This is a genomic window from Mesorhizobium sp. EU05-FHT14A09 (assembly GCF_058790995.1).
Genome location: NZ_JBYTDF010000004.1, coordinates 405,063 through 431,733, shown reverse-complemented (window position 1 = coordinate 431,733; position 26,671 = coordinate 405,063). Strand labels below are relative to the sequence as shown.

Here is a 26,671-nt window from a genome sequence, read left to right as displayed (position 1 = left end):
ACTCAACCAGCCCTGGCCACCGGCGTTACCGCGATGCGGCTGATGCCGGTGCGCCGCAGCACGGTGCAGACCGTCTCGCGGCCGATGCGTTCGGCATCGAGCATCCGGACCAGATCGTCGACGCCGGTCACCGGCCGTCCGTCGATGGCGGCAATGATATCGCCTTCCTGCAAGCCGGCCTTCGCAGCAGGACCGCCGGGCTCGATGCTGCGCAGTCGCACCGCGGTGCTGCTGGTGACCTGGGAGAGCAGCGCGGCGCGGCGCGGCAGGTTGGTGGTGTCGGCGGAAATACCGATGAAGGCGCGGCGCACGCGACCGAAGCGGATGATTTCGGAGATGACAAAATTGGCCGTGTTGGAAGCCACTGCGAAGGCGATGCCTTGTGCGCCCGGGATCATGGCGGTGTTGACGCCGATGACCTCGCCGGCGGAAGACACGAGTGGTCCGCCGGAATTGCCGGGATTGAGCGCGGCGTCGGTCTGGATGACGTCATCGATCAGGCGGCCGGTGGTGGCGCGCATGGAGCGGCCGAGCGCCGAGACCACCCCGGCAGTGACCGTCCATTCAAACCCCAGCGGATTGCCGATGGCGATCGCGATCTGACCGCGCCGCAGCCGCTTGGAATCGCCGAGCGGCGCGACATTGGCGAAAGAGCCGCCCGCGCGCACCAATGCGATGTCGGTGTCCGGGTCGGAGCCGAGCACACGGCCTTCGTCGACGCTGCCGTCAGGCATCGCAACGCGTACAGCCCTTGCGTCGCCGACGACATGGAAATTGGTGACGATCAGGCCGTCCGGTGAAATGACGAAACCCGAGCCATGCCCGCCGCGTCCGCCGATCCGCTCGATGCGGCAGACGGCAGGGCCGATGCGGTCGACGGCGTCGGCGACCGTGACGGAATATGTATCGAGCAAATTGTCATCGGCCGAGGTGGAATCGAGAGCTGGCAACGCCATGACAGGTCTCCCCATGTGAAAGAGCGGATCGATGCATATATGTGCGGAGCACGAGCTTTCATCGCGACCTGACCAGATGGCCAGCAGCCGGTGTTCCTAGCCGTCAGGCGAGTATCATTGCCGATGCCAGCCAGCGATATCTGGGGAACCAACAATCCTGGAGGTCATCATGAACGACTTCAATCTTGGCGCCTTCTCGGACGCAGTCGCAGATATCGCGCAAGGCGCGGCACCAGCCCTTGCCGGTCTCAATGTGCATCATGGTCGCACGGCTTCAGCTTTTCACTGGAGCGCCGGTTATTTCGTAGCAGCTGAGGAGATACTCGATGCCGACGAAGAGATCGAATTGACATTGAGCTCCGGCGAACGCGCCAAGGCGACACTCGCCGGTCGCGACCCATCGACGGGCATCGCGTTGTTGAAGACAGACCGCGCCGGTCTGCCGGTGCTGACGCAAGCTGGGGCGGTGCGGCCTGGCAATGTCGCTGTTGCAGTAGGCAACAGCGAAGGCGCTGCCCTTGCCGTGCTTGGAACGGTCGGTGAGGTCGGCCCCGCCTGGCGTTCGATGCGTGGCGGCACCATCGACCGGCGTATCAATCTGGCTATCGGCGCCGGCGGCCGTTTCGAAGGCGGCCCAGTGCTGGATGCCAGAGGCGGGCTGATCGGCATGCTTCTGTTCGGGCCTCGTCGTCGCGCGCTGGTGATCCCGTTCGAGACGATCGAGCGTACTGTGGCTGTGCTCAAGGAAAAGGGCCATGTCGTGCGCGGTTATCTGGGAGCTGCCCTGCATCCCGCCCGTGATGGCGATACCGTCGGTGCCATGGTGATGGGATTGGACGACAATGGTCCGGCCAAGGCTGCCGGCTTGCATGTCGGCGACATCATCGTGGCCTGGAACGGCGAGCCGGTGGAAGGGCCGCGTGGTTTGATGCGCCGGCTGGGCCCGGACAGTGCCGGCGCTGAGGTCACGTTCGGCATCCTGCGCGGTGGCAGCCGCAGCGAGGTCGCGGTGACGATCGGCGAAAAACCGCTGAACTGAGAGGATCGATGGCAGGCAGACAACTGACGGTGCTGATCGCGCTCGGCGATGCCGGGCGGGCTGAACGGCTGTCCGCGTCGCTGGCTGCCGGCGAGGAGCTGATGCCCGTTCCGGCCGGCAGTGTGGCAGGCATCGACGTGGCCATCGTCGACAACGTCGCCCTCCAGCTCGACATCCCGCTGGTGCTCCTGTCGTCCCGCCCCGTCGCCGCCGTCAATGGCAATGCGGGCCGTGTCTTTGCCGTTTTGCCGCTGAATGCCGAGGATGGGCTGATCGCCGCCGCGGCGCGACTGGCGGCGGCCGGATATCATGCAGTGCGCGACGAAGAGGCCTTGGATGCGGCCGACTTCCCGGCTGAGGCAAGAGACCACCCTAGCGACGACGAGGCCGCGACGCGGCCGTCATTGTCGCCGCGCGAGGCAGAGGTGCTGGCGCTGCTTGCCGAAGGCGCGCCCAACAAGGTGATCGCCCGCAGGCTGGATATTTCCGTGCACACCGCCAAGTTCCACGTCGCGGCGATCCTGACCAAGCTTGGAGCCGCCAATCGCACCGACGCGATCGCGATCGCCATGCGACAGGGGTTGGTTTTGGTTTAGTGATAGAGTGTTTCCGTTTTTCACGGAAATGCGGGAACGCTCTCAGTCTTTGTTTTTCGCCATTCCGAACAGAAACACACTTTTTCTGGAGTTGCTTGGACACTCCCCAGCGTCAGCATCGGCGGCGGTCTTGCGCCTTGCATCCTTGTCCTGGTCGGGCAAGGATCGAGCCTCGTTGCAGGGAGGCCGATGCATGTCGCTCAAGGGAAAAACATTGTTCATCTCCGGTGGGTCGCGCGGCATTGGGCTGGCGATCGCGCTGCGTGCAGCGCGCGATGGCGCCAATGTCACCATCGCTGCCAAGACCGATACGCCACATCCTAAGCTGCCCGGTACCATCCACACTGCGGTAGAGGAGATTGAAAAGGCGGGTGGCAAGGGGCTTCCAGTGTTGTGCGACATTCGTGAAGAAGCACAGGTCGCGGAAGCGGTGGCCCGCACGATGGAGCGTTTCGGCGGCATCGACATCTGCATCAACAATGCCAGCGCCATCCAGCTCACCGGTACGCTCGAGACCGACATGAAACGCTATGATCTGATGCATCAGATCAATACGCGGGGCACGTTTCTCGTTTCCAAAATGTGCATTCCGCATCTGAAGTTAGCGTCGAACCCTCATATTTTGAATCTGGCGCCGCCGCTCGACATGAAAGCCAAATGGTTCAAGGGCCACGTTGCCTACACCATGGCGAAGTTCGGCATGTCGATGTGCACGCTGGGCATGAGTGCGGAGTTTGCTTCGGCGGGCATTGCGGTCAATTCGCTGTGGCCGTTGACGGCGATCGACACGGCAGCAGTGCGCAATCTTCTCGGTGGCGAAACGGTCGCGGCGATGAGCCGTTCGCCCGAGATCATGGCCGATGCGGCGCATGCGATCCTGACGCGGCCGTCGCGCGAGGCGACCGGTAATTTCTACATCGACGAAGAGGTGCTGCGCGCTGAAGGTGTCAGCGATTTCTCGAAATATGCGCCTGGTGCCAAGGGAGCGCTCGCCGGCGATTTCTTCGTGCCGGACGACGTGTTCGCCAGGACGGACACCAATGTGACGGGGCTGTTCTGAGAATCGAGGCGTTTCCGGTAAAGACGGAAACGCTCCAGCTCAGTCTGGCGCCTCGCTCTTGTCGCCTTTTCCATGACCCATCAGCCGGTCGATATAGGCCAGCATCAGTGCCGACAGCACGAAGGTGAGGTGGATGATGGTCAGCCACATCAACTGCTCGGTGGAATAGGATGAGGAGTTCAGGAACACCTGCAGCAGATGGATCGATGAGATCGCCACGATGGTCGAGGCGACCTTGACCTTCAGCGAGCCGACATCGATCGTGCCCAGCCAGTGCACCTTGCCTTCATGCTCGTCGAAACGGCTGACGAAGTTCTCGTAGCCGGAGATGATGACCATCACGACCAGCGAGGCGACCAGGGCAGCATCGATGAGCCCGAGGATCTTCAGGATCGTGTCCGTATCGCCCAGCACCATAACGGTGCTCACGAACTCGTAGAGTTTCTTCCCGAAGGAGAGTGCATAGATGGCGAGCGCCAGGCCGAGCCCGAGATAGAAGACCACCAATAGCCAGCGCGAAGCCAGAATGATGGATTCGATGGCGAGTTCGAGGCGTTTCATAAGATGCGTCCGTGCTTCCAGTCGGCGTGGTCTTGTAGTGGGCGGTGCGGTCTTGGCAAGACGCGAAATGCGCCAAGCCGAATCCGTCGATGCCAATTGATCCTAACAAAAGACCCGGTCGGTGGAGTAAGCCGGCCGGGCCTCTTGACGTCCCGTTCAGGACGGGACGGGGCAGGGAACCCCGTTAATATCTGGGACTCCCAATGTGGCGAATCAATGCCGTAGCGGTTTTTCGTGCGGAATTGCGTCCGGCAGAAGATCGCGTAATCCCAGGAAAAGTGAGCAGCGGCTCATTGCAACAAACAGGAGGATACAGCGGTCCGCCGGCGGCGGACCGCTGTATCGACACGGTGCCTATTTTGCACTCGCCACCGGCGCCACCAGCGGGGTGATGCGGCGGATGGCGACGCGCCGGTTCTCGCGCTCCGGCTTCTGCGTTTTCACCTTGAGGTAACGTTCGCCATAGCCTTGCGTGCTCAGGTTCTCCGGCGGGACGTCGAAGACGCTGCTCAGTGCATTGGCGACCGCCTCGGCGCGGCGGTCGGACAGCGCCAGGTTGGCGACGTCAGAGCCGACGGCGTCGGTGTGGCCTTCGATCAGGAAGGTCTCTGCCGGATTCTTGGCCAGCAGCTTCTGCATGGCCTCGGCGACGCCTTGCAGCTTCTCGACCTCGCTTTCGGGAATGGTTGCCGAACCGAACTCGAAGTTCAGCGTGTCGAGATCGATGCGGCGGGCGATGTCGCGGACGCGTGCCGAGCGCTTGACCTCATCGATCGAATACAGACGCTTGACCTTTTCCACCGGCGGCCGTTCCAGGAAGACATAATAGTCGTCGGGGCTTTGGACGTATTCCGACTCCAGGATGTATTCCCGGCGCGGAATGTCGATGTAGATCGGCGGCAGTTCGTCGCCTGGGTCACGCCACTCGCTGATGTCTTCATAATAACGCTCATCGACGTAGCTCAGCACATATTCGCGACCGTCCGGTGTGATGCGTGACCGCCTGATGATATCGCCATTGCGGTTGCGGATGGTGATGATCTGGTTGCCGTTGTCGCGCACGATCGTTTCGCGGGTACGCCCGCGCGGCAGGTCTTCATAGTAGACGTCCTGCGCGTCACGGGTGATGCGGGGACGGTCGTTGCTTTCGACGATGATCTGGTTGTTGAACTGGATGATCGTGCGGTCGCCGTAGTTCTTGACGATATCTGCCCCTTCCGGACGCGGGCGCCGGCGTCCGTCGAAATCAGGCGCGCGTTCAAGCCGTGTGCCTTTCTCCTCCGTCACTGGAGCGATTTTCTCCGGCTGGATTGTCACCTGTGCCGCCTTGTCGTCCTTGGGCGGCGGCGCCTTTTCCGCCGGCTGCTGAACCGGCTGCGCAGGCTGTGTCGCCGGTTGTCCGGCTGGAGGCTGGCCAGGCTGCTGCGGCTGGGTGCTGCCGCCCTTCTGTCCCTCGACCGCAGGCTGGGTTTCCTTCTGGCTGTCGAAGATCGGCGCGGCATTGGGATCGGCCGGCGCATCGGTTGTTTGTCCGCCCGGCTTCTGTTCTCCGGTCGCTGGTTGCTGACCGGTTGGCGCCGGTTGCTGTCCACCCTGCGTTGGCTCGCCGGGTTTCGGCTGTTCGCCAGGCTGCTCGGCGGGCTTGGTTGCCGTGCCGTTTGGATCGGCCGGTTTTTCGCCGGTCGCTGGCTTCTCGCCATCCTTTGCAGGTTCTGCGGGCTTGGATTGCTCCGCGGCAGGCTTGTCGCCACCCTGCGCTGGCTGCTCTGCCGGTTTGGCAGCAGGCTGTTCTGCCGGCTTGTCCGCTGGTTTTGCTTCGGGCTCAGCTGGCTTTTCGGCTGGTTTCGCCTGTGTCGGCTCTTCCGCAGGCTTGGCCGCCGGCTCTTCCTTGGCAGGCTTTTCAGCAGGCTTCTGCTCAGGCTCGACGGCTTTCTGCTCGGGTTCGGCAGGCTTGGCCTCAGGCGCCTTTTCAGCCGGCTGCTCGGCCGCAGGCTCGGTCTGCTCCTTCTTACCCTTCTTGTGCGGCTGTTCCGGTTCGACGGCCGGGGCTTCCGGCTGCGCGGGAGTGACTTCAGCCGGTGCAGGCTGCTCTGCCGGCGCAGGCTGTTCCTCGCTCTTGCGCTTCTTGCGTGGCTGTTCCGGTTCGGCGGCAGGGGCTTCCGGCTGTGCGGGAGTGGCTTCAGCTGGCGCGGGCTGCTCTGCGGGCGCCGGTTCGGCCTGTTCTTCGCTCTGCTTGCGTTTCTTGCGTGGTTGTTCAGGTTCCGCCGGCGGCTCGGCCGCTTCCGGTTGCTGCTGGGCCTGTACTGGTTCCGGGGGCTGCTCAACAGCCGGCGCGGGTTCAGGGGCCGCCACCGGCTCGGGGGCGGCAACTGGTTGTGGTTCAGGCGCAGGGGGCGGCGGCGGTTCAGGTGCGGCAACGGGCTCGGACTGCGGCTCCGGAGCAGCCTGTTCCGCTGGCGGCTGGCCGTTTTCGGCCGAACCGTCACCTTCTGCCTGTGCCAGGATCAGCGAGGATGGCACGCCAGCCGTCGGGTCGTTCTTGAGTGGCAGGGCAGCGAGAGGCGTCGAGGCCATCAGCAGGCCGAGAGCGGTTCCTGTCAGAATCCGTTGTTGGCGTTTCATATCGAATCTCCTTTGCGGGGACGCTGCTGAGGCCCGTATGCGCGGCCGGGTCGGCCGGCAAGAGCCGCAGCGGTGAGAATAGAGGAATCGAACGGGCGTTTTGATGACGCCGACGGGAGGTGCTTGACGCGGCCGCCATAGCGCGCCACATGCGCCGAATGGAAAGCGAACCGTTCTGGAAGACCAAGACGCTGGAGGAAATGTCTCCGGCTGAATGGGAATCGCTGTGCGACGGCTGTGGCAAATGCTGCATGTCGAAGCTTGAGGACGAGGACACCGGCGACATTTACTGGACAAGCGTCGCTTGCCGTCTTTTCGATGCCGGCACCTGTCGGTGTCATGACTACGCCAACAGGTTGGCCAAGGTGCCCGACTGCGTTGGCCTCACGCCGCAGAATGTGCGGACCATCAGCTGGTTGCCCTCGACCTGCGCCTATAGGCTCGTTGCCGAAGGGCATGACCTCTACTGGTGGCATCGGCTGGTTTCCGGCAGCGCCGAGACGGTGCATCAAGCCGGCATTTCGATGCGCGGACGCGTGCGCGCGAGCGAAACCGATCTTGCCGAACCGGAAGACTATTTCGACTACGTGCTCGACGAGGAGCCCTGAGACCGGGCGTGCCGTCGAACAGGCATGTGCGCGGTGACACCACCGTTCATTTTCCATGCCCGACTAAAGCCATCAGCGAAATGAACCTCGCATGAACGAGCGGTTCCCGTTCGGTTCAGCCTGCTCCCTCTATGGTTTGATCATCGCTTCGGCGAACAGGGTTCAAAGCAAACACGCTTCCAAGGAGAAGATCATGTTGACCAAGATCAAGGCTGCCGCGCTTTCAGCTTTCGTCGCTTTTGGCGCTCTCGCCGCTGTCCCCGCCACGGCGCAGGCCGACGGCATCTACCTGAACCTCGGCAGCGGTGAGCCGCGCTTCGGTGTCTATGCCGGCGATCGTGACCAGCGCGACTGGCGTCGCGATCGCTGGGATCGCGAGCGGGGCTGGGATCGCCGCGACCGTGGCTGGGATCGCGATCGTCCCGGCTGTTCGCCGGAATGGGCGCTGAACAAGGCCGAGCGGATGGGCATCTGGCGCGCCCGCATCGTCGACGTGAACCGTCGCGTGATCAAGGTTGCCGGCCGCCAGGATGGCGAACGCACCATGGTCGTGTTCGGCCGCGAGCGTGGTTGCCCGGTGCTTTACCGTTAAGCTGCGACCAAGGCTTCAAAAGAAAACCCCGCAGGAGCGATCCTGCGGGGTTTTCCTTTGCGTGGTCCGAAAAAGGAGGCCGGCGTCCGGTCTCCGTACGGCACTATTTCAGTTCGAAGGTGACGTTGACCATGACCTTGTAGGCGTTCTCACCCGCCTGCACCGGCACGGAAGCGCCGGCAGCATCGAAAGCCTTGGCATTCATCGGCATGGGCGGAGGCGCATAGTTCTGGTCGGTGATCTCCACGACCTTGCCGACGCTGACGCCGGCAGCCTCGGCAAGCGTCTTGGCCTTGGCAATCGCGTCGGCCACAGCCTTCTTGCGCGCCTCATTGACGACGGTGGCCGGGTTCTCGTTGGTGAAGGAGATACCGCCACCCTGGTTGACGCCGAGCGAGACGGCCTTGTCGAGAATCTCGCCGGTCTTGGAGATGTCGCGCACGCGCACCGACAGCGTGTTGGTGACCTGGTAGGCGATGAGTTCCGCTTCCTGGTTGCCGTCAGGCTTGTTGGTGTAGTTGTAGCGTGGGCTGATCTGGATGCCTGCCGTCTGCAGGTCGCGCTCGGCGATGCCGGCGGCCTTCATGGCCGCAATCACAGCTGCCATGGCATCGTTGTTGGCGTTGAGCGCTTCGCGCGCCGTCTTGGCTTCGCGCATGACGCTGAGCGACAACAAAGCGAGATCGGGCGCGACGGTGGCTTCGCCTTCACCGGACACGATGATGCGCGGCGGCTGAGGGGCTTCGGCTGCGCTGGCGATCGAGGGCAGTGCGACGGCGGCGGCAAGGGCGAGGGGCAAAAAGGCTCTGGTCATCGAAAACTCCGTTGTTCGCCACGTGGCGATGGCCCGATTAAGCGTCGAATATGGATTGATTTGGGCGATGTTGGCGAGAGCGCTCGTAAAGCCTTGTGCGGGGACAGGAAAAACACTATCCAGCCCGCGTGGGGCCTGTAGCTCAATGGTTAGAGCCGGCGGCTCATAACCGCTTGGTTGGGGGTTCGAGTCCCTCCGGGCCCACCAATATCGCTGTTCATCGATTGCCTGGAGGGCGGGTCGCCAAAAGGTTCGCCAGACAGCGGTTTGCGCGTCACCAGACGCACAATCCGGTCCACTCCCTGTTTCGCAAGACGAACCTGAGATGCTTCAGGCGAATAGAGTTCAGCGTGATCGATATCATCGTGGCCCAGCGCATCCGTGAGCTGCCTGGTCGAGGCTTCGGCTTCACATCTGCGCAGCCGTAGCATTTTGCGAGCCCGGGCCAATGCCGGCCATTGCCTTTCCCCTAGCAACGGCTTGTTAACCCTTCGTTGACCATAAAGTCTGGCGAGCCTCAGGCGCCGCCTCCCTTTGTCAATGGCTCTACCTGCTTGATCGGAACGTGTTGTGTTCGAGTGTTTATCGCCTCTGTCTCGGGCGCATATAAGAGGGCTTGGAAAGGTCATGCACGGTGCCGCCCGGGCAGGTGTGATTGCTGCGATGGCCGCTTTTGCTTCGATCTCTGCTGCGTCGACAGCCCTCGCGGAGGTTCGTTCGCTCAAGCTGTTCTTCACTCATACCGGTGAACGCGAGACGATCATTTACAAACGCAACGGCAAATATGACGCGAAAGGGCTCGCACAGGTCAATCGCCTCCTGCGTGATTGGCGTCGCAACGAGCCCGCTCGCATGGACCCGCGGCTGCTCGACCTGGTGTGGGAAGTCTATCAGCGCGCCGGAGCGAGGGACTACATCAACATCGTTTCAGCCTATCGCTCGCCGGCCACCAACAACATGCTGCGCGGCCGCTCTCGCGGCAGCGGGGTCGCAAAGAACAGCCAGCATATGCTGGGCAAGGCGATGGATTTCTATATTCCCGGCGTCAAGCTTTCGCGGCTGCGGGAGATCGCCATGCAGTTGCAGATCGGTGGCGTCGGCTACTATCCGACCTCAGGATCCCCCTTCGTCCACCTCGACGTGGGGAACGTGCGCGCCTGGCCGCGCATGTCGCGCCAGGAACTCGCGCGCATTTTCCCGAATGGTCGGACATTGCATCTACCCGCCGATGGCAAGGCGTTGCCAGCCTATGATCTTGCGATGGCGGACTACAGGCGGCGCATCAAAGCGGGGCCTGCTATAGCCGCCAGCACCGCAGGAAAACCGAAATCGACAGACGACGCGTCGCCGTCCAGAGGCACGCTGCTCACCGCCATGCTGCCAACCCGCAAGAGCCGTGCGCTTGAGGCTGCCGCCTTGCAGATCGCCGGTGTCAAGGCTACCTCGGAGCCCTCTTTCATTGATCTCGCGGCGATTGGCGCGCCGATCCCGACATTCCGATCCACTGCCGCTGACAACGTGCGTCCGCTGAGTATGACTGCCTTTGTTCCTTCCGCATCGTTCATTCGCGCGCACAAGACGGGTTTCCTGCGGCAGCCAAATTCAATGGAGTCCCAGCTCGCTGCTTCAGGATCGGCTGGCGTGCAAGCGCAATGGGCGATTTCGGATGCCGCGCTCCTTGCGTGGGCGTTTGCGACCGCCAAGGAACTGAATCGGATGCGCCTTCCGGCTGGCCTGCGGAGTGCCGTGGCAAGCATTGAGGAGGTTCGCAGTCCACCGGGATCGAACAACACACCTGCCGACCCGCAGAAGCCGCTTGATGGTGACTTCTGGTCGGACGGTTGAGTGCTCGTGATCATTCTTGCTCCCGCCGTCGAGATCTCTCCGCTCAGCGGCGACAAGCGAACGACGGGCGGGCGAGAAAGCTGAAGATCAAGGCCCCAGCACGCGACCTGTCAACTGGTAACCCTGGCCTGCTGAAACACTGTGCTTAGGCGCTTCACCGGCTTCTTTATGTCATTTGGCGGAATGCCCGCATAGCCCAGAAGAAGGGCTGGACGCGTAGCCGTCTGGAGACAATATCCCCCTAAGGAGGCGTTTCCGTTCTAATCTGGGATATGATCGCGTCGTCACATCTTCTCAGTCCGATAGAGCTACGTCCGATCAATGCTCGCGATCTAGCGCCTAGAAAAGCGGCCGAAAAATCATCTCGGTGCCCAGAAGTAAGAGGCACCAGAGAAACACTCTGCGAAACGAAGCCGGGCTGATCCGGCTGCGGAGGTTTTGGCCCACCCACATTCCAATCAATGCGGGAACAAGGGCCAATAGCGAGAAACCCATTACCTCTAGTTCAAATGCGCCATGACTCCCGAGCCCTACGGCTAAGGCAACCGTCGAGACGGTGAACGACAATCCCAGCGCCTGAACCAGATCGTCCCGCGAAAATCCGAGAGCTTGCAGGTATGGCACCGCCGGAATGACAAAAACTCCTGTGCAACCGGTTACGACACCGGTCATCGCGCCGATCAGAGGCGAAAGCCATGGCTCAGCCCGTTTGGGAATGTGGAGCTGTCGTCCGAATAGCGTGTACCCGGCATAAAATACCAGCGCTAACCCCAGGGCAGTGGTCGCTCCGGTGTCGTTATTCGCCAGCCAGGTTGCGCCCAGTACGGTACCTGCGCAGATAGCCAGCATCATCGACCAAAGCCTGCGCGAAACCGTCCCGAAAGCAGGCCCGGCGATCAACTGCCACAGGTTGGTGACGAATGAGGGCATGATCAACAGGGTGGCGGCCGTCAGCGGCGAAATGAACGCCCCCAAGACTCCCATTGCAACCGTAGGCAAGCCCATGCCCGTTAGACCTTTGACAATCCCGGCGGCGAAAAAGGTCGTGGTTACGGCAAGAACGAGAGATAGAGAAAAGGCACTCATGTCTGCCACGCTAGCCTGTCGCGGCCGCTGCGCAATGCGGAAGTTCCCATGTTTGCCTTTGGCTATTCCGAAGGCTGATTCGGCGTTACTCTCTCCTGATGAGATTCGACCACATGGATCTGCGGCTCTACCTTGCGGTGGCTGAAGCTGGCAGCATCACCCACGGTGCGGCGGCTGTTGGCCTGTCGCTTGCTGCCGCCAGTGAACGGTTGCGCGAGATGGAGGACGTGAGCGGAGCACGTTTGCTCGAACGAAATCGGCGCGGCGTCAAGCCTTCGGAAGCTGGGCTAACCCTTCTGCATCACGCCCGTCTGATCTTGCATCAGATGGAACTGATGCGCGGTGAAATAGGTCAATTTGCCAAAGGTGTCCGTACCAAGATCCGTCTGATGGCCAACACAGCGGCGATCACTGAGGTCTTGCCCTCTCGTCTTGCGCCATGGTTGGCCGCACATCCGCAGGCGGATATCGAATTGAAGGAACGCCAGAGCGCCGACATCGCTCGCAGCGTTACCCTAGGCTTTGCGGAAATAGGCGTGCTTTCAGATTCTGTCGAAACGGCAGGCCTGCTATTGCGCCCCTTCGCGTCTGACAGACTGGTAGTGGTGGCAGCGAGGGGTCATACTCTTGCTCGCGTGCGGCAGATACGACTTGCCGATCTGGCAGGCGAGCCCTTCATCGCCTTGGCCAGCGGGGCGTTGCGGGAACATCTTGGCATGCAGGCCGCGAGGATCGGTTTGCACCTGAGAACGCGCATTGGACTGCACAGTTTCGCAGATATCTGCCACATGGCGGGCCGTGGCGTTGGGGTTGGCATCGTCCCAGAATCTGCAGCCCGCCGTTATCGGCAGGCGGCAGCGATCGTGATTATCTGACTTTCAGAAAACTGGGCGATGCGGCGACTGTCACTTTGCACAAAAGCGGAGGACGGCCTTACCCCGTTGGCACAGGGTCTGCTGGATCATCTGGAAAGCAAGGGAAAAGTTTGACCTTAACTTTCGCGCGACGGGCGCAGTCGCCTCGGAAGTTCAAGTTGTTGTCCGTTGCGTCCAGCAGAGGGATTGCGTGTACCTTCCGCGCGAGTGCGCTATGGCGATTGGCTTAGCTCCGAGGACGACGTCTATCGTTCCATGGAGACCCGAACGCAGAAATGTGGCGGTCAGATGTAAGGCATGAGCGTAGAACGATGTGCCTCGACGTTCAGTTATCGTTTGAGAGCCTGTCCGATGCCAGCCCCCAGAACAAGGCCGACGGCTACAAGCCACCATTGCCCAGTCATTGCACTTGCCACGACCCCAGCGATAAGGCCCACTCCTGTGACATAGGCGGATGTTCTTCGCCCTTTGGGGAGCTTTGTCTCATTTTCCATGGAATGAATGTCCTGCCTCTTTATCTGGAAATCGCCAAAACTACGATGTCGAGCAAAGATCGCCGCTGGGGGCCTCACGTTTCGATATCGTGCGGTCTCACGTCACAACGCTCGATGAGCAATCCTCGCCCGAGTCTTTGTTGCGGGCAGCTTCAGGCTGCCCGGCCAGCCCGGGTGAAGCCGTGGGCAACGATACAGTCGATAATCTCGGGATAGCTGATCCCGCTCGCTACCAGAGCCTTTGAATACATACTGATGTCGGTGAAGCCCGGAATGGTGTTTACCTCGTTCACAATGAACTTCATGTCCGGGGTTAGAAAAAAGTCGACGCGTGCCATGCTGTCGCAGCCGACTGCCCGGAAGGCCCTGGCTGCCATTTCCCGCATCTCCGCTTCGATCTCGTCTGGCAGTTCGGCAGGTACCTTCTGTGCTGCGCCATCCTTGTCGATGTATTTTGCGTCGAAGCTGTAGAAACCGTGGCTCGTGGCCGGAACAATCTCTCCAGGACAGGAAACGAATACCTCACCGGATGTGTCCTCCAGCACGCTGAACTCAATCTCGCGTCCAGGAATGAATTCCTCGGCGAGCACGCAGCGGTCATGTTTAAAACCCTCGGCCAATGCTGCCACCAACTCCTGGCGTTCGAGGACTTTCCTGACGCCGACCGAGGATCCCTGTCGGCTGGGTTTGATGAAGATCGGAAGTCCCAGTTCACCCTCCAGTGCCACGGGGTCGGGTTCCGTCTCGGGGGTAATCGTCACCGCTCGAGCGACAGGAATGCCGGCGGCTCGCAGCAATTGTTTGGCCACAACTTTGTCCAGTGCTGCGGCGGAGCCAAGAATGCCACAGCCCGCAAGCGGTACGCGTGCGACTTCCGCAAGTCCCTGCACCGAACCATCTTCGCCGTGGAGCCCGTGCAACATGGGAAACAGTATGTCGATCGTTTCGGCCGGAGCCATTCTGCCATCGGCTTCAATCGCGATCATTCGACCGCGGCCGCCAGGAAGGAGAGAAATCTCTGTGCCACTTTCCGGCGTCGCGAGGACCCCGCCCTCGAAACGGCTCAGCAGCCATCGTCCTTCGCGGGTAACGAAGATGGGAATGGGATTGTACTTCGCAGGAGCCAAAGCCCTCATGACATTGGTTGCCGAAAGCACGGAAATATCGTGCTCGCTGGAGCGTCCGCCGAAAAGCACGGCGATCCGCAGTCTTGTTGAGGAGATAGGCATTGAAACTCCAAAGGCTGTTTTGAAAGGAGGTCGAAGACCAATGGCGAACCGGGGATTGCCGGGCTGTCGCAGACGGTGAATGGCAGCATGTTTTTGCTGGCAATTCGGCCACTGCACGGTTGAGATCGGGTATGACCGGAAGGTTTTTGGCGCCTCCGTGAGGGGCCTTTCTCAACCTTCAGAACATAACAAGGGGGAGTGGTGCCGAGGGTTTCCGGAGGGTTGAAAATGATGCTTTGGCGGACGGCATTCCATTCTGCTTTCCGCGAGGTCGTTGGCGGTGAATCTGTAAGTGGCCCACTAAAAGATCATCATTGATTCATTTTAAAGAGCCACTGTAAAAGTTCGCCATAAGCCACTTGGACGAAGCGACGATGCATATGAAAAGGCGAGGGGAAGCCCCGTCGGCCGTTTTCCAACCGGACATTGAGCCGTCTTCAACAGCTCCGCTGGCGCGGCAGCTTTACGTTGCTCTGCGCAAGGCAATTGCCGATGGGCGATTGAATGCAGGCCAGAGGCTGCCTTCTACCCGCCTGGCATCCCTGGAATGGAAACTGTCTCGAGGTACGATTTCTGAGGCATACGAAATACTGATCGCGGAAGGGTATGCCACGGCCCGCCATGGGTCAGGAACCTACATTTCAGCGGGCGTTCCCGACGGACAGCCGAAAACTGGCGAGTACAACGAGCCGACATCCTGCTCGACAACCCGCGTCCTTTCCAGAGCTGTCACCAGGGTCCTTACTTCCGGGCCCAGTCTGGAGCCGCAGAAGACACTGCCCTTTGTCACTGGCCGAATTGCTCATGACGAGCGGACAGCGGGATTGCTGAACCGAATTGCCAGCAGACATAGAAACTATGCTTTCGAAGGCTACGGAGACATTCAGGGTGAACCGAAACTCCGAAGCGCTATCGTTGCCCATCTTGCGGTTTCGCGAGGCGTAAAGTGCACGGCTGAACAGGTGTTTGTCACGGCTGGGACGCAACAGGCGCTCGATCTCGCATTTCGTGTGCTTGCGTCGCCTGATGATACCGCCATCGTTGAGGATCCCTGTTATCCGCCAGCCCGACAATGCTTAAACCTCAATGGTGCAAAGATCGTCGGTCTTCCCGTGGATCGCGAAGGGATCGTGTTGGAGAAGCTGACTGACGGGGCTTTGCGACCGCCAGCATTGTTCTACGTGACACCCTCGAACCAGTATCCAGTTGGTTCCGTTCTTTCGCTACCGCGACGACTGGAGCTTCTTTCTTATGCTCGGGAACATGGCTGCTGGATTGTAGAGGACGATTACGACAGCGAATTTCGCTATGACGGACATCCGATCGCATCGCTGCAGGGCCTCGATCAGGCCAATCGAGTACTTTACTCAGGCACTTTCAGCAAAGCCTTGTTGCCAAGCCTGCGTCTTGGGTATCTCGTTGTCCCGATAGACCTCGTTCCGGTGTTCAGGGCGATACGTCCTGCGCTCGACCGATGCCCACCGACATTCCAGCAGCGGGTGGTCGCGGATTTTCTCAACGAAGGATATTTTCCGGCGCATCTGCGCCGGCTCAGGGAGCGGCTGCGGGCTTGCCGGGACTTGCTTGCTGGCTTTTTGGCCGAACGCACCAGCGAACATCTGGCTGTCGTGCTCCCCGATCAGGGTATCAATCTGACCGCGTTCAGTACCGGGACTTGGAGCAACGATACCGAGATATCAAAAGCTGCGTTGGGAAAAGGCGTTGTTGTCATGCCCCTTTCCCGAATGAATGTCGCATCTTCCGACACCTCAAGGCTGATGTTGGGATTTTCGGGGCTTTCTGAAAGGGAAGCCGATCTGGGGACGAAGCTTTTGGCCGACGTATTCAAGAATGGCAGATGGTCTGCCGTCTAGCACCGGCCCGGCCCCTGAAAATGATTGGCCGGCTGCTGAACACGACTGCCGCTCCGGACCAGAGCTTTGCGGTGCCTGCCTATGAACTGGCTTGGCAAAATGATCGAAAACTGGACCTTATCTCTGCTCCAGTTGATGACTATGGTCTAATCAAATATCGGGCGGCAAATTACGGATAAACAATTTCCGCGTGCCGTTACTTTCTCTGTTCTTTGATTTTGCTCTGGAGGGGTGTGGCATGTGTATATCGTGCACTCATACGATACATAGGCATCAGTATAATTTTGGTTGGTGTCGCGATCACGCTCCTGAATTGATAGCGAAGCCGGGAGAAACCATTTTATTCCAGTGTTTGGACTCGTCCGGTGGATTGATAAACGCTGATTCAACCGTGGACACTATCGCCAGTTTTGATTTCAGCAAAATCAACCCATTGACTGGACCAGTCTACGTCGAAGGCGCGGAACCTGGCGACGCCCTGGAAGTCACTTTCCTTAAGTATCATCCTTCGGGAAGAGGCTGGAGTGGTAACATCCCGGGCTTTGGTTTGCTTTCGGATCAATTCAAGGATCCAGCGCTCTATTTCTGGAACTACGATGCGGTCAGCATGAAGCCTTGTGCTTATGGGCCTGGCGGTAAAGTTCCGCTCAAGGCCTTTGCTGGCACGGTTGGTGTCGCGCCATCCGAATCTGGGGTCCACTCCGTTGTTCCTCCCCGCAATGTCGGGGGCAACATCGACATTCGCGATCTCACGGCAGGAGCCACTCTATACCTGCCAGTCGAAGTGGATGGTGCCCTGCTGTCCATCGGAGACACGCATGCGGCACAAGGTGATGGGGAAATTGCCGGATCCGCGATCGAAACCCAAATGGATGTCGAAATCCGGATAAATGTCGTCAAGGGAGCGAAGCTCCAGGCACCGCGGTGTGTGACGCCCGGACCGGTGACGCGGCATCTTGATGCCGAGGGTTACGAGATCACCACTGGTATCGGCCCTGACTTGATGGTCGGCGCTCGCGAAGCGGTTATGCGGATGATCGATCTGTTGGCTGCTCAGCACGGTCTCAATCCAATGGACGCATACATGTTGTGTTCTGTCTGTGGTGACCTTCGCGTGAGCGCAGTCGTGAACCGACCGAACTGGGTGGTGTCGTTCTACTTTCCTCGCATCGTATTCCGCTGAGGCCCAGGTCCGATTTGGGAGTTCCGCGATGAATCTGTTCGGCTTTCCTCGTATCTCGCTTGCTCATTTGCCCACCCCATTGGAGCGACTGGACCGCCTTTCAAGGGAACTGGGCGGTCCCGAAATCTGGATCAAGCGTGATGACTGTACGGGTCTCTCCACCGGCGGCAACAAGACCCGGAAGCTGGAATTTCTGATGGCGGAAGCGCAAGCCGTGCAGGCCGACACGGTAGTCACCTGCGGCGGCATCCAGTCGAACCATGTGCGGCAGACTGCGGCCTTTGCCTCCAAACTGGGGATGGGCTGTCATATCCTCCTTCAAGATCGAACGGGGTTGCAAGGCACAGTCTACCACAGCAACGGAAACGTGCTTTTGAACCACCTTCTTGGCGCGACCGTCGAGTATTGTGCTCCCGAAGCCGATATCCATGTCGAGCTGACTGCATTGTCGGAAAGGCTCGCAAAGCAAGGGCGCAAGGTTTTTGCCATCCCAGTGGGCGGTTCGAACGCGCTGGGTGCATTAGGCTATGTCGACTGTGCATTGGAACTTGTCTTGCAAGCACGCGATCGGCAGTTGTCGATCGACAATCTGGTCATGGCTACCGGAAGTTGTGGAACTCAGGCGGGACTGATTGTGGGATTCAAGGCTGCAAGTGCCGGAATTCGCGTAACCGGAATAAGCGTGAAGCAGGCCAGGACTGTGCAGCAGGAGAATGTGTTCAATCTCGCAGTCGAGACCTCGCGTTTGGTCGGAGAGTCAGATGCGCTGACGCGCAATGACGTGGTGACCGACAGCAATTACGTAGGTCCCGGTTATGGCGTACCCGGCGAAGACACGCTGGAGGCCCTGCGGATGTTTGCTCAGCTTGAAGGGGTGATATTGGATCCGGTGTACTCGGGAAAGAGTGCCGCTGGACTGATCGATTATTGTCGGCGTGGCCGCTTCAGACGTGAGGACAGGATCGTGTTTCTTCACACCGGCGGAGCCGCCTCGCTGTTTGGTTATGAAGAAATAATGGGTAGGTAAGAGCACATAGCAGGATGAGATTATCATTTTGATATTGCTGTAAAATGTTTCCAATGCCTCTCGATTCGGGCTCTGGCTGGTTGCCAGTCGAAACCATGCCAGTTCACGCACTGAGACGTGCGGCCCAAAACATCAGGTGTGCAGGCGATGGCATTCACGCCCGTCAGGAAGATGGCTACGGGTCGGCGACACTCCGGAAAATCCTGCTGGCCCGTTTGAGCAGGGAAGGTGTTGAGGCGGTTCTTGACCAAGTCATACTGACGGGATCCTGCATGCAGGCCCTGGATTTTCTATGCCGCCATCTCCTCGATCCTGGCGACACTGTCCTTGTTGATGATCCTTGCTGCCGCAGTCTTCTCCCGCTGCTTCGAACGCATCAGGTTCGAATAGTAGGAGTTCCATATACTCCCGTAGGCCCCGATACGGTTGCTTTCCAAGCAACGTTGATTTCCGAGAAGCCAAAAATCTATATCACCAACACGGCGATCCATAATCCAACGGGCGCAAGCCTCTCGCCACGTGTTGCGCACAAAGTCGTCAGTCTGGCCGCAGCGCATGATGTCTTGATCGTTGAGAATGATGTTTTTGCCGACTTCGAACTGAAACGCTCGCCTCGTCTGGCTGCCCTGGATGGCTTGCAGGGAGTCATTCGTGTCGGAAGCTTTTCGAAAACCATCTCGCCATCCGTCCGTTGCGGCTATATTGCTGCCAGGAAACATTGGATCGAAAGCCTCCTCAATCTCCAGGCTGCAACCGGCGCCCTTGGTGCATGTCCCGTTGCTGCTGAGGTTGTTTCCGACGTACTCTCAAACGCAGCCTACTGGAGGTACATGTCTGTCCTGCGCGACCGCTTGGCCTTGGACAGGGAAGCCGCTATTTCTCGGCTTGCGCCGCTCGGCATTGTCCCATGGTGCATTCCAACGGGCGGGTTCTTTTTGTGGTGCCGCCTCCCGGACGGATGCGATTCAACCCTGATAGCAAGCAAATGCGCAGAGGAGGCGGTTATCCTGGCGCCTGGAAACGCCTTCAGCAGTTCCCAGACCGCAGGCAACTTCCTTCGTTTCAATGCTGCACTGTTGAAGGATCCCCGGATTTTCAGCGCGCTGGAACGCGCGGTGGGCCTACGTCGATAAACCCTTGCGCTTGCGAACCACGTCGAAAGCTTGACCCATCAACCGAATGCCACGCTCTATCCGGTTCGTATTGAGCGCAGCATATCCCAGAACGAGGCCTGCGTGATCTGGACGTGCGGTGAAATGGTCAGGCTGGTACAACGAGGTCACGGAATAAACGCCCACGGATCGCTCCAGGGCGGCTTCGACCAAGTCATCCTCCAATGAACTTTGGAAGTCGCGGAACCACACAACGATGTGCAACCCGGCATCGGCACCTTCAATGATGATACGGTCGCCAAAGTTTGCACGCAGGGCATTCAAAAGAACCTCCCGGCGCTCGCCATTTCTCCGGCGGACACGCCGAACGTGAGCCTCATAGCCACCACTTTCCATCAAAGCGGCGAGAGCTTCCTGTTCCATCGTCGGGGTATGTCTGTCGGTAAGCTGCTTCGCCAGGGCAAACGCATCTTGCAACTGGGACGGCACAACTAGATAGCCAAGACGCAGGGCGGGTGAAAGGGTCTTGGAAATCGTGCCCAGATAGATGACGTTTTCGTCGCTCTCCAGGCCGTACAGTGGCGGCACCGGGTTGATATCATAGCGATATTCACCGTCGTAGTCGTCTTCGATGATGTATGCGTCCTGCTTGCGGGCCCAGGAGAGCAGGTGGTGACGCCGGCCGATTGGCATGACGCCGCCCAGCGGATACTGATGCGATGGGGTAACGTAGGCAAGCCTGGCGTCCTGGCCCGCGAGGAGCTGTGTTTCCAGACCGTCCTTGTCAACGTTTATCGCAATAAGTTTTGCTCCGGTCGCGCTGAACACATATCGGGCACTGGTGTAGCATGGGTTCTCGACGACAAAGCTGTCCTCCTCGTTGAGCAGAAGCCTGGCGCAGATATCCAGCCCTTGCTGCGAGCCGTTCACGATGATGATTTGTTCCGGGTCACAGCGCAGCATCCTTGCACGCCACAAATATCCCTGGAGCGCGATGCGCAGGCGTCGCGAACCTTTGGGGTCACTGTAACTCAGGCGGTCAGGAGAGCTTGCCATCGTGGCAATCACGACTCGTTTCCATGCCAGGGCAGGTAAGTCGCTGAGCGCCAGGTCGCCATACTTAAAGTCGACAATCAGGTTAGGCCGTCGCTCCTGATAGCGCGGTACGATGCTCTTCAGCCTGTCGCCATAGTTTGACAGGCGTGTCGGACCACCCGCCCGGCTCAGTTGTACTGCGTCACCTTTGTCGACTACCGCTGGCGCTACACACGGCCGCGCACCCTGGCGGACATCGATGAAGCCTTCAGCACTCAATTGTTCATACGCGGCTGTGACGGTTGTTCTGGATACGGCGAGCTCAGCGGCGAGAGCCCGCGAGGATGGCAGAAGTCCATCATAACCATAGACGCCGCTTACGATTTGATCCCGAAGGGCTTCGTAGATTTTCCGGGCACCCATTGCGCCCGCTCGCGCATCGCGTTTCATCAAACTGGCCTGTTATGAATTGTCAAAACTGGACGTTTTGTATCATCCAGTAGCGTAATATGTTCGCGAAGCAAGTCAATGATCGCGCGAGTAAATGATGCTGTCTTCCGGATCAAGTAGGATCGCATTTCAGTATCTGCTGGGGATTTGACGGTCTATCCAGACCAATGTGAAGTTTATTTGGTCGTAAATGAGGAATTTGTAGAAATGATACTGCCGCAAGGGCTTTCGGCGTACCCCATAACGCCCATGGACGAGTCCGGGACTGTCGATGCAGCCGCGTTCCGATCTTTGATTGGTCGCCTTCGCGATGCGCGGGTTGGTTCAATCACCGTCCTGGGCAGTACGGGCAGCTACGCCTATCTGACTCGTGAGGAGCGGCGGCGGGCTATTGAGGCAGCGTTTGATGAGGTCGGATCGCAAGTCCCAATCATGGTCGGGATTGGTGCTCTCCGTACCGATCAAGTGGTAAAGCTGGCGCAGGACGCTGAAGCGATGGGGGCTAGAGCCGGGCTGCTTGCGCCCGTTTCATATCAACCTTTGACCGAAGACGAAGTGTTCGATCACTACGCGACGGTAGCGCGTGAAAGCGGTCTTCCGATCTGCATCTATGATAATCCGGGCACGACCCATTTCCGTTTTACGGTGGATCTCGTCCGTCGCCTCGCAGAGGTCGATGGTGTCGTCGCGCTCAAAAGCCCGGCGCAATCTCCATCGGAGATTGCGGGCCACCTTGCTTCTTTGCGCAAGGTTGTTCCTCAGGGCTTTTCTCTCGGATACAGCGGCGACTGGAGCACAACGGAGGCGTTGATTGCCGGAGCTGATATCTGGCACAGCGTGCTCGCTGGCATCTTTCCCGACGCATGCTTGCGGCTCGTCAAGGCGATACAGGGCGGTGATGTTGAGGAAGGGCGCCAACTGGCGAAGGTGCTCTCTCCCCTATTCGACCTCTTCAAAGAATTTTCGAGTGTCCGAACCGTCTACGCGATTGCTGAGCATATCGGCGTGAACCGAACACCTCTTCCGAAGCCGCTTCAAGGGTTGTCGGACATAGCAACAAAGCGCCTGCACGAAGTGCTCGCACAACTGCCGGCGGACATCGCGCGATAGCGGGCAACCCCTTTTAAAATCGAAACGAATTGTTCTGGAGCATCAAGCGTGACACAGCAGCTTAGGGATAAGAAGTATTTCGACGATCGTGCGACCCGGGAGATGAAGAAGCATCTCCAGGGCAGCAAGCGTAGCATACAGGAAACGCTCGCATATTCGGCGCGAATTCTGGCCCTGACAGAGCAGGAAGCAGGCCTCGCTGGGCAGCTTACAGCCCGTTCGGAGCGGCCGAAGGCCTATTGGACACTCCGGTTCGGATTGGGCTTCGATGAAGCGACGCCGGACGATTTCATCGAGGTCGATGCCGATCTTAATACCTTGACCGGAAATGGCATGCCCAATCCTGCCACCCGGTTCCACCTTTGGGTTTATGACGCGCGCCCGGATGTAAACTCGATCATACACACTCACTCGCCCTGGGCGTCGGCATTGGCTGCAGCGCGCCAACCCCTGGTGATCTCTCAGATGGATATGACGCCCTTGCACGACGACTGTGCGTTTCTTGCCGATTGGCCAGGTGTTCCGATTGCCGACCAAGAAGGCGTCATCATCTCGGAGGCCCTCGGCAACAAGCGTGCGATCATCCTTGCGCATCACGGCTATCTGACAGCAGGTAAGTCGGTCGAGGAGGCCACTTATCTGTCGGTCTATCTCGAGCGCGCCGCCCGTATGCAAGTGCGGGCGCGGGCATTTGGTCCACTTACCCAGGTGGATGATGCGCTTGCTCGCGAAGCGCATGACTATTTGTTGAAGCCCTCGATCGTAAATGCGACCTTTGAATATTGGTGCCGTCAGACACGCGCGATGTCAGTCTCAATCTCTGCCTAATTTGGCGGAAGGGCCATCGCATCAAACGAAGGCAAGCGTATCTGACAGCTACGCTTGAAGCGGATGTCTAAGCATCTGCCGTGCCGTGTGCCGCCAGACGCTCTGACGGCAACGCCCGTGATAAAATCGCGAGCTTTGTGTTGGCTTCAGACTTTTGCGGCTGACGCCAGCATCGACCTGCCTTCATTGAACGAGCAGGCCGCCTTCAAGGTATGTGATACGCTGACATCTGCATGCGTTCATGGGAACATGCAGCTGCTCGGTCATTTTTGCGCAACGCTCGTCCCCGCTGAAACCAGCTGAAAGCGCATGGAAAAACGTCGAACAAAACAAGGTTTCCTTGCGACAAACAGCCAATCCTCGCTCGCAGAAAACCGGCTGGAGGTCGCTGCCACCTTTGTAGAAGTCACTCTGATGGATCTCTCAGAGCCTAGTGTCGCCAGATTTGAGTGTGCAGTTAACTCCCATGCGGAAATCCATCAATGCTACGCGATATCGGGAGCCGCCCACTACATGCTGGTTGTCGTGTCTAAATCGTTCGAGGATTTCACACGCATACACAGGGATGTAATTACCAGGCTGCCAAGAATGAAAAGAATTAGGTCAACCGTTTCGCTGCGGAACGTCAAAGTTTTTTGACCTTCGGCAGCATCGTTTGACCAGATCCGTTCCTTGTTTGGTGAGCACGTATGGCCGTACCCAGGTGCCAGGATGTGTGATCAACTTCTGGTATCCAGCCTAGACAAAGCCATAAGGCGGTGGATCAGCAATCGAACCGCGTGACGTTTAGGACCTCGCTCGGTTACTGCATAGAACCTCATCGGGCTGATCGTGGCGTCATTGGATAGTGGAACCAGCCGTCCTTCTCGTACAAACACTTCCCCATAGGGCCGTCGCAAGAGAACTAAACCGCCACCCGCGGCAGCGGCATGCAGGCAGAGGTCATAATCTGGAAATCGTCTGTCCTGCACACGTGGCCTGTAGCGATGCCCTCGCTCGCCGAGCCAAAGGCGCCAGGAGTCCGGATATGCATCGTGAAGCAGCGGACATCCGAGGATCGAAGCGACTGTCGGGTCTTCACCAAGCGCATTGGCGATCTCTGGCGAAGCGGCCGGAATGAGAAGCTCGTCAAAAAGCGGCGCTGACACGCCATCTTTCCAGTCTCCTCGGCCGTAGCGAATGGCGATATCCACCTCGGTCAGTTGTGCAAAGCGGCGATCGAGCTCCAGTTCCAGTCGCATCTCGATGCCCTCTAGGGCTGGCAGATTTGGCAGGATCCAGAGACGAGCGAAAGACGGTAGGACGCTGATCCTGATCGTCTCCGGTCCCCGGTTTTCCCGCCATTCGGCCGCGCCGCTCTCAAGCAGCTCGAACGCTTGTTCGAACAACCGAACGAGACGCTGGCCTTCGACTGTCAGACGGACACCTCGCCCGTGTCGCTCAAATAGAGGCGTTCCTGCCCACTCTTCCACCGATGTAACGCGTCGGCTGACGGCCCCGTGTGTAATATCGAGGTCTTCTGCGGCGCTTGAAAATGAGCCTGTGCGGCTAGCCGACAGAACGGTTTGCAGAGCATCGAATGATGGAAAGGTGTGATCCATTTTCACAGCTCATGATATTTCAGCGTTCTATGTCAAGGCTTCCATCCGTCTTAATATCCTTGCCATGACCCAGCCCCGCACCTCATTCATGCCTTCGCTTGCTGTCTCTGCGACGATATTCGTCTGGGCGACTGCATTTCCGGCAATCAAGCTTGCGTTGACGCAATTGCAGCCGTTGCCGCTCGCGTCGATACGCTATGCCATCGCCGCGCTGCTGGCGGTGCTCTGGCTGATCTGGAGGCGCCCAACACGCATGCCCTTCAAAGACACTTTGATTTGCGCCATCTGCGGCATAATCGGGGTTGGCTACAGTGTTCTTCTGAACTTCGGCGAACAAACTGTCGCGGCGGGTGCCGCAAGTTTTCTGATCAAGACTGAATCCCTTTGGATGGCCACATTCGCTGTACTGCTGCTCAAGGAGAAATTTCCGCTCCTGGCTTGGGCCGGGACCATATTGTGCATTCTTGGGATTGCGCTGATCGCAAGCGCGCAGTCCGGAGGCTTGAGCTGGAGTCAGGGAGCCACTTTTGTGCTCGCAGCCGCATTGTGCTCGGCGAGCGGTTTCACTCTGCAACGCGGACTGGTCGCGCGCTACGGAGCTCTTCACGTGACCGCAATCACATTCATCGCTGCAGCGGTCACCTTGATTCCATGGCTACCCGAGGCGTTGATACAGACGAGCAGTGCCTCGATAGAAATACGCGCCTGGATTGTTTTTCTTGGCGTCTTTCCAACGGCCATCGGCTTGGTGTGCTGGGCCTACGCACTTGGGCATTTTGGCGTCGCGCGTGCCGGAAATTTTCTCTACCTGGTCGCTCCACTGGCGATGTTGATTTCTTGGGTTGTCGCATCCGAAGCACCCCAAACAAGCACGATGCTTGGTGGTTTGCTCATCCTTGTGGGCGTCTTCATCGTTAACAAGCGCGGCAAGAAGAAAGACTTGGCGTTCAGGGCAGCGATAGGCGAACCATCTCCGGGTTCCGGCAAGTAGCCTTCAAACATGTGGCGGCTCCTCCGCCACCAGTTCGGCTGCCATCAATTCGAAGTCATTCCCGGTTTTGATCCTTTGGTTCGCCTAACCATACGAGATCGTATGAAGGATACGGGCTGCCTAACCAGCCACCAAACCATTGATTTTCTTGCCCAAGCGACACCCTCCGGGCCCACCATTATCGTTTTTTCCAGTCGCTAGAGGGCGGTTCGCCAAGATCCACCGTATTTGAAACAGTGCATACACGAGTGGGAACTCGTTTCGACCCGCAACTGGCCGTGCCTTGAACGTACGCGGAATTTGCCGAGTACGGTTCGTACGCGTGAGCACGCATCTGACGCGCTATGTCTATCGGCAGACGATGAAACGACACATCTCAATGGGAGCAGTTGGCGACGGAGTTCTGATGAAATAGTCGGACAGGATTGGCTGGTCTGTTTACAGGGGCCTAGGCTCAGGGGAGGGAACTTACTGCGGGAATCCATTGGTGCGCACGACGTCCCATATCCCCTTGTTCACCTCAGCAACATCGTCGATACACTCGGAAATTCTGGCGATTTCCGTATCGTTCATCGCTTCGATTTTCCCGTATTTTATTGAATCTTTGCCATCAAAGATGCGCATCAGATGCGTATGGGAGATATCTCCCTTGCTGTCGAAGGAATAGATGCAGTGATTGTATTTGTTCCGCAATTTGGATTGCTCATTGAGCCGCTGGAGAAGTGGAAGAATTTCTTCCCGATGTTTGCTGGGGGTTTTCTTCATCTTCGTAAGCCGCTCGACGAGATCGATCCTTGCACGCGTCGTGTTGAGCGTCAGGAATATGACGATGGCAGTCTCCTTGTCCACCTTCGCCAAGCCGGCGATCAGGTGGATGAGCAGGCTTTCCGTGTTCGTCCATGTGTAATTCAGACGCCCAATCAGAAGTAGTATTCGCTGGAAGTCGTCCATTCTCGATCCCCGCGTCATCGCCTTTCGACACCACTATTCTGTGCATCATGCTCCTGTCCTGTTCAACCACGCTGCGTCCTCCTCCGGAAGGTGTGGTCGATGGAGGTGATCGAGGTCTCCCCCTTGGCGGTA

Annotated in this window: 23 protein-coding genes, 1 tRNA gene and 1 pseudogene; 16 read left to right on the top strand and 9 right to left on the bottom strand. The window is 58.9% G+C overall.

Annotation, left to right across the window (positions count from 1 at the left end):
- Window positions 1-2: 2 nt before the first annotated feature.
- Complete coding sequence (locus tag AC3WTO_RS17040; RefSeq protein WP_492461926.1) at window positions 3-956, bottom strand: S1C family serine protease; 954 nt, start codon at window positions 954-956, stop codon at window positions 3-5.
- Window positions 957-1,125: 169 nt separating this feature from the next.
- Between AC3WTO_RS17040 and AC3WTO_RS17035 the strand changes: the two genes are divergently transcribed.
- The 3 genes from AC3WTO_RS17035 (at window position 1,126) to AC3WTO_RS17025 (ending at window position 3,651) form a co-directional block, all read left to right on the top strand.
- Window positions 1,126-1,995 carry a S1C family serine protease gene (locus AC3WTO_RS17035; RefSeq protein ID WP_492461925.1) on the top strand — a complete coding sequence of 290 codons (870 nt, stop codon included), beginning with the start codon at window positions 1,126-1,128 and terminating at the stop codon, window positions 1,993-1,995.
- An 8-nt stretch (window positions 1,996-2,003) separates the two neighbouring features.
- Complete coding sequence (locus AC3WTO_RS17030; RefSeq protein WP_492461924.1) at window positions 2,004-2,591, top strand: helix-turn-helix transcriptional regulator; 588 nt, start codon at window positions 2,004-2,006, stop codon at window positions 2,589-2,591.
- Window positions 2,592-2,784: 193 nt separating this feature from the next.
- Entirely contained in the window at window positions 2,785-3,651 is an 867-nt protein-coding gene (locus tag AC3WTO_RS17025) for an SDR family oxidoreductase (RefSeq protein WP_492461923.1), read from the top strand.
- Between the two features lie 39 nt (window positions 3,652-3,690).
- Here the strand turns inward: AC3WTO_RS17025 and AC3WTO_RS17020 are convergent, their stop codons facing one another.
- Both AC3WTO_RS17020 and AC3WTO_RS17015 read right to left on the bottom strand, forming a co-directional pair.
- Window positions 3,691-4,212, bottom strand: coding sequence for a TIGR00645 family protein (locus tag AC3WTO_RS17020; protein ID WP_492461922.1), 522 nt, complete (start codon window positions 4,210-4,212; stop codon window positions 3,691-3,693).
- 354 nt (window positions 4,213-4,566) lie between these two features.
- Complete coding sequence (locus AC3WTO_RS17015) at window positions 4,567-6,834, bottom strand: OmpA family protein (protein WP_492461921.1); 2,268 nt, start codon at window positions 6,832-6,834, stop codon at window positions 4,567-4,569.
- A 158-nt stretch (window positions 6,835-6,992) separates the two neighbouring features.
- Between AC3WTO_RS17015 and AC3WTO_RS17010 the strand changes: the two genes are divergently transcribed.
- Window positions 6,993-7,442 (top strand): YcgN family cysteine cluster protein, encoded by a 450-nt coding sequence (locus AC3WTO_RS17010; RefSeq protein ID WP_492461920.1) that lies wholly within the window; start codon window positions 6,993-6,995, stop codon window positions 7,440-7,442.
- Window positions 7,443-7,635: 193 nt separating this feature from the next.
- Window positions 7,636-8,034 carry a hypothetical protein gene (locus AC3WTO_RS17005; protein ID WP_129413949.1) on the top strand — a complete coding sequence of 133 codons (399 nt, stop codon included), beginning with the start codon at window positions 7,636-7,638 and terminating at the stop codon, window positions 8,032-8,034.
- Between the two features lie 103 nt (window positions 8,035-8,137).
- Here AC3WTO_RS17005 and AC3WTO_RS17000 read toward each other — a convergent pair whose 3' ends face one another.
- Window positions 8,138-8,848 (bottom strand): SIMPL domain-containing protein, encoded by a 711-nt coding sequence (locus tag AC3WTO_RS17000; protein ID WP_492461919.1) that lies wholly within the window; start codon window positions 8,846-8,848, stop codon window positions 8,138-8,140.
- 131 nt (window positions 8,849-8,979) lie between these two features.
- Here AC3WTO_RS17000 and AC3WTO_RS16995 point away from each other — a divergent pair.
- Window positions 8,980-9,055 (top strand) — tRNA-Ile (locus AC3WTO_RS16995).
- A gap of 420 nt (window positions 9,056-9,475) precedes the next feature.
- Window positions 9,476-10,130 (top strand): annotated as a pseudogene (locus AC3WTO_RS16990) (peptidoglycan L,D-endopeptidase MepK); the annotation flags it as partial.
- A gap of 902 nt (window positions 10,131-11,032) precedes the next feature.
- Here the strand turns inward: AC3WTO_RS16990 and AC3WTO_RS16985 are convergent.
- On the bottom strand, window positions 11,033-11,779 hold the full coding sequence (locus AC3WTO_RS16985; protein WP_492461918.1) for a sulfite exporter TauE/SafE family protein: 747 nt from the start codon (window positions 11,777-11,779) through the stop codon (window positions 11,033-11,035).
- Window positions 11,780-11,892: 113 nt separating this feature from the next.
- On the opposite strand from AC3WTO_RS16985, the gene AC3WTO_RS16980 reads away from it, so the two are divergent.
- On the top strand, window positions 11,893-12,654 hold the full coding sequence (locus AC3WTO_RS16980) for a LysR family transcriptional regulator (protein WP_492461917.1): 762 nt from the start codon (window positions 11,893-11,895) through the stop codon (window positions 12,652-12,654).
- A 646-nt stretch (window positions 12,655-13,300) separates the two neighbouring features.
- Here the strand turns inward: AC3WTO_RS16980 and AC3WTO_RS16975 are convergent.
- Complete coding sequence (locus tag AC3WTO_RS16975; RefSeq protein WP_492461916.1) at window positions 13,301-14,377, bottom strand: D-alanine--D-alanine ligase family protein; 1,077 nt, start codon at window positions 14,375-14,377, stop codon at window positions 13,301-13,303.
- Between the two features lie 374 nt (window positions 14,378-14,751).
- On the opposite strand from AC3WTO_RS16975, the gene pdxR (AC3WTO_RS16970) reads away from it, so the two are divergent.
- From pdxR (AC3WTO_RS16970) to AC3WTO_RS16955, 4 genes are all read left to right on the top strand, one after another.
- On the top strand, window positions 14,752-16,251 hold the full coding sequence (pdxR, locus tag AC3WTO_RS16970; RefSeq protein WP_492461915.1) for a MocR-like pyridoxine biosynthesis transcription factor PdxR: 1,500 nt from the start codon (window positions 14,752-14,754) through the stop codon (window positions 16,249-16,251).
- A 238-nt stretch (window positions 16,252-16,489) separates the two neighbouring features.
- On the top strand, window positions 16,490-17,434 hold the full coding sequence (locus AC3WTO_RS16965) for an acetamidase/formamidase family protein (RefSeq protein WP_492461914.1): 945 nt from the start codon (window positions 16,490-16,492) through the stop codon (window positions 17,432-17,434).
- Between the two features lie 28 nt (window positions 17,435-17,462).
- Window positions 17,463-18,461, top strand: a complete 999-nt coding sequence (gene cuyA, locus AC3WTO_RS16960) for a D-cysteate sulfo-lyase (protein ID WP_492461913.1) — start codon at window positions 17,463-17,465, stop codon at window positions 18,459-18,461.
- A 44-nt stretch (window positions 18,462-18,505) separates the two neighbouring features.
- Window positions 18,506-19,594, top strand: coding sequence for an aminotransferase-like domain-containing protein (locus AC3WTO_RS16955; RefSeq protein ID WP_492461912.1), 1,089 nt, complete (start codon window positions 18,506-18,508; stop codon window positions 19,592-19,594).
- Here AC3WTO_RS16955 and pdxR (AC3WTO_RS16950) read toward each other — a convergent pair.
- Entirely contained in the window at window positions 19,583-21,058 is a 1,476-nt protein-coding gene (gene pdxR, locus AC3WTO_RS16950; RefSeq protein WP_492461911.1) for a MocR-like pyridoxine biosynthesis transcription factor PdxR, read from the bottom strand. The two genes, AC3WTO_RS16955 and pdxR (AC3WTO_RS16950), sit on opposite strands and share 12 nt — an antisense overlap.
- Window positions 21,059-21,265: 207 nt before the next feature.
- Between pdxR (AC3WTO_RS16950) and AC3WTO_RS16945 the strand changes: the two genes are divergently transcribed.
- From AC3WTO_RS16945 to AC3WTO_RS16935, 3 genes are all read left to right on the top strand, one after another.
- Window positions 21,266-22,168, top strand: coding sequence for a dihydrodipicolinate synthase family protein (locus AC3WTO_RS16945; protein WP_492461910.1), 903 nt, complete (start codon window positions 21,266-21,268; stop codon window positions 22,166-22,168).
- A 48-nt stretch (window positions 22,169-22,216) separates the two neighbouring features.
- Window positions 22,217-22,996 carry an aldolase gene (locus AC3WTO_RS16940; RefSeq protein WP_492461909.1) on the top strand — a complete coding sequence of 260 codons (780 nt, stop codon included), beginning with the start codon at window positions 22,217-22,219 and terminating at the stop codon, window positions 22,994-22,996.
- A 309-nt stretch (window positions 22,997-23,305) separates the two neighbouring features.
- Window positions 23,306-23,635: an Lrp/AsnC ligand binding domain-containing protein gene (locus tag AC3WTO_RS16935; RefSeq protein WP_492461908.1), complete on the top strand. Its 330-nt coding sequence runs from the start codon at window positions 23,306-23,308 to the stop codon at window positions 23,633-23,635.
- Window positions 23,636-23,715: 80 nt separating this feature from the next.
- Here AC3WTO_RS16935 and AC3WTO_RS16930 read toward each other — a convergent pair whose 3' ends face one another.
- Window positions 23,716-24,597 (bottom strand): LysR substrate-binding domain-containing protein, encoded by an 882-nt coding sequence (locus AC3WTO_RS16930; protein WP_492461906.1) that lies wholly within the window; start codon window positions 24,595-24,597, stop codon window positions 23,716-23,718.
- 64 nt (window positions 24,598-24,661) lie between these two features.
- Between AC3WTO_RS16930 and AC3WTO_RS16925 the strand changes: the two genes are divergently transcribed.
- On the top strand, window positions 24,662-25,588 hold the full coding sequence (locus AC3WTO_RS16925) for a DMT family transporter (RefSeq protein WP_492461905.1): 927 nt from the start codon (window positions 24,662-24,664) through the stop codon (window positions 25,586-25,588).
- A 468-nt stretch (window positions 25,589-26,056) separates the two neighbouring features.
- On the opposite strand, the gene AC3WTO_RS16920 is transcribed toward AC3WTO_RS16925, so the two are convergent.
- Window positions 26,057-26,539, bottom strand: coding sequence for a hypothetical protein (locus AC3WTO_RS16920; protein ID WP_492461904.1), 483 nt, complete (start codon window positions 26,537-26,539; stop codon window positions 26,057-26,059).
- Between the last annotated feature and the right edge of the window lie 132 nt (window positions 26,540-26,671).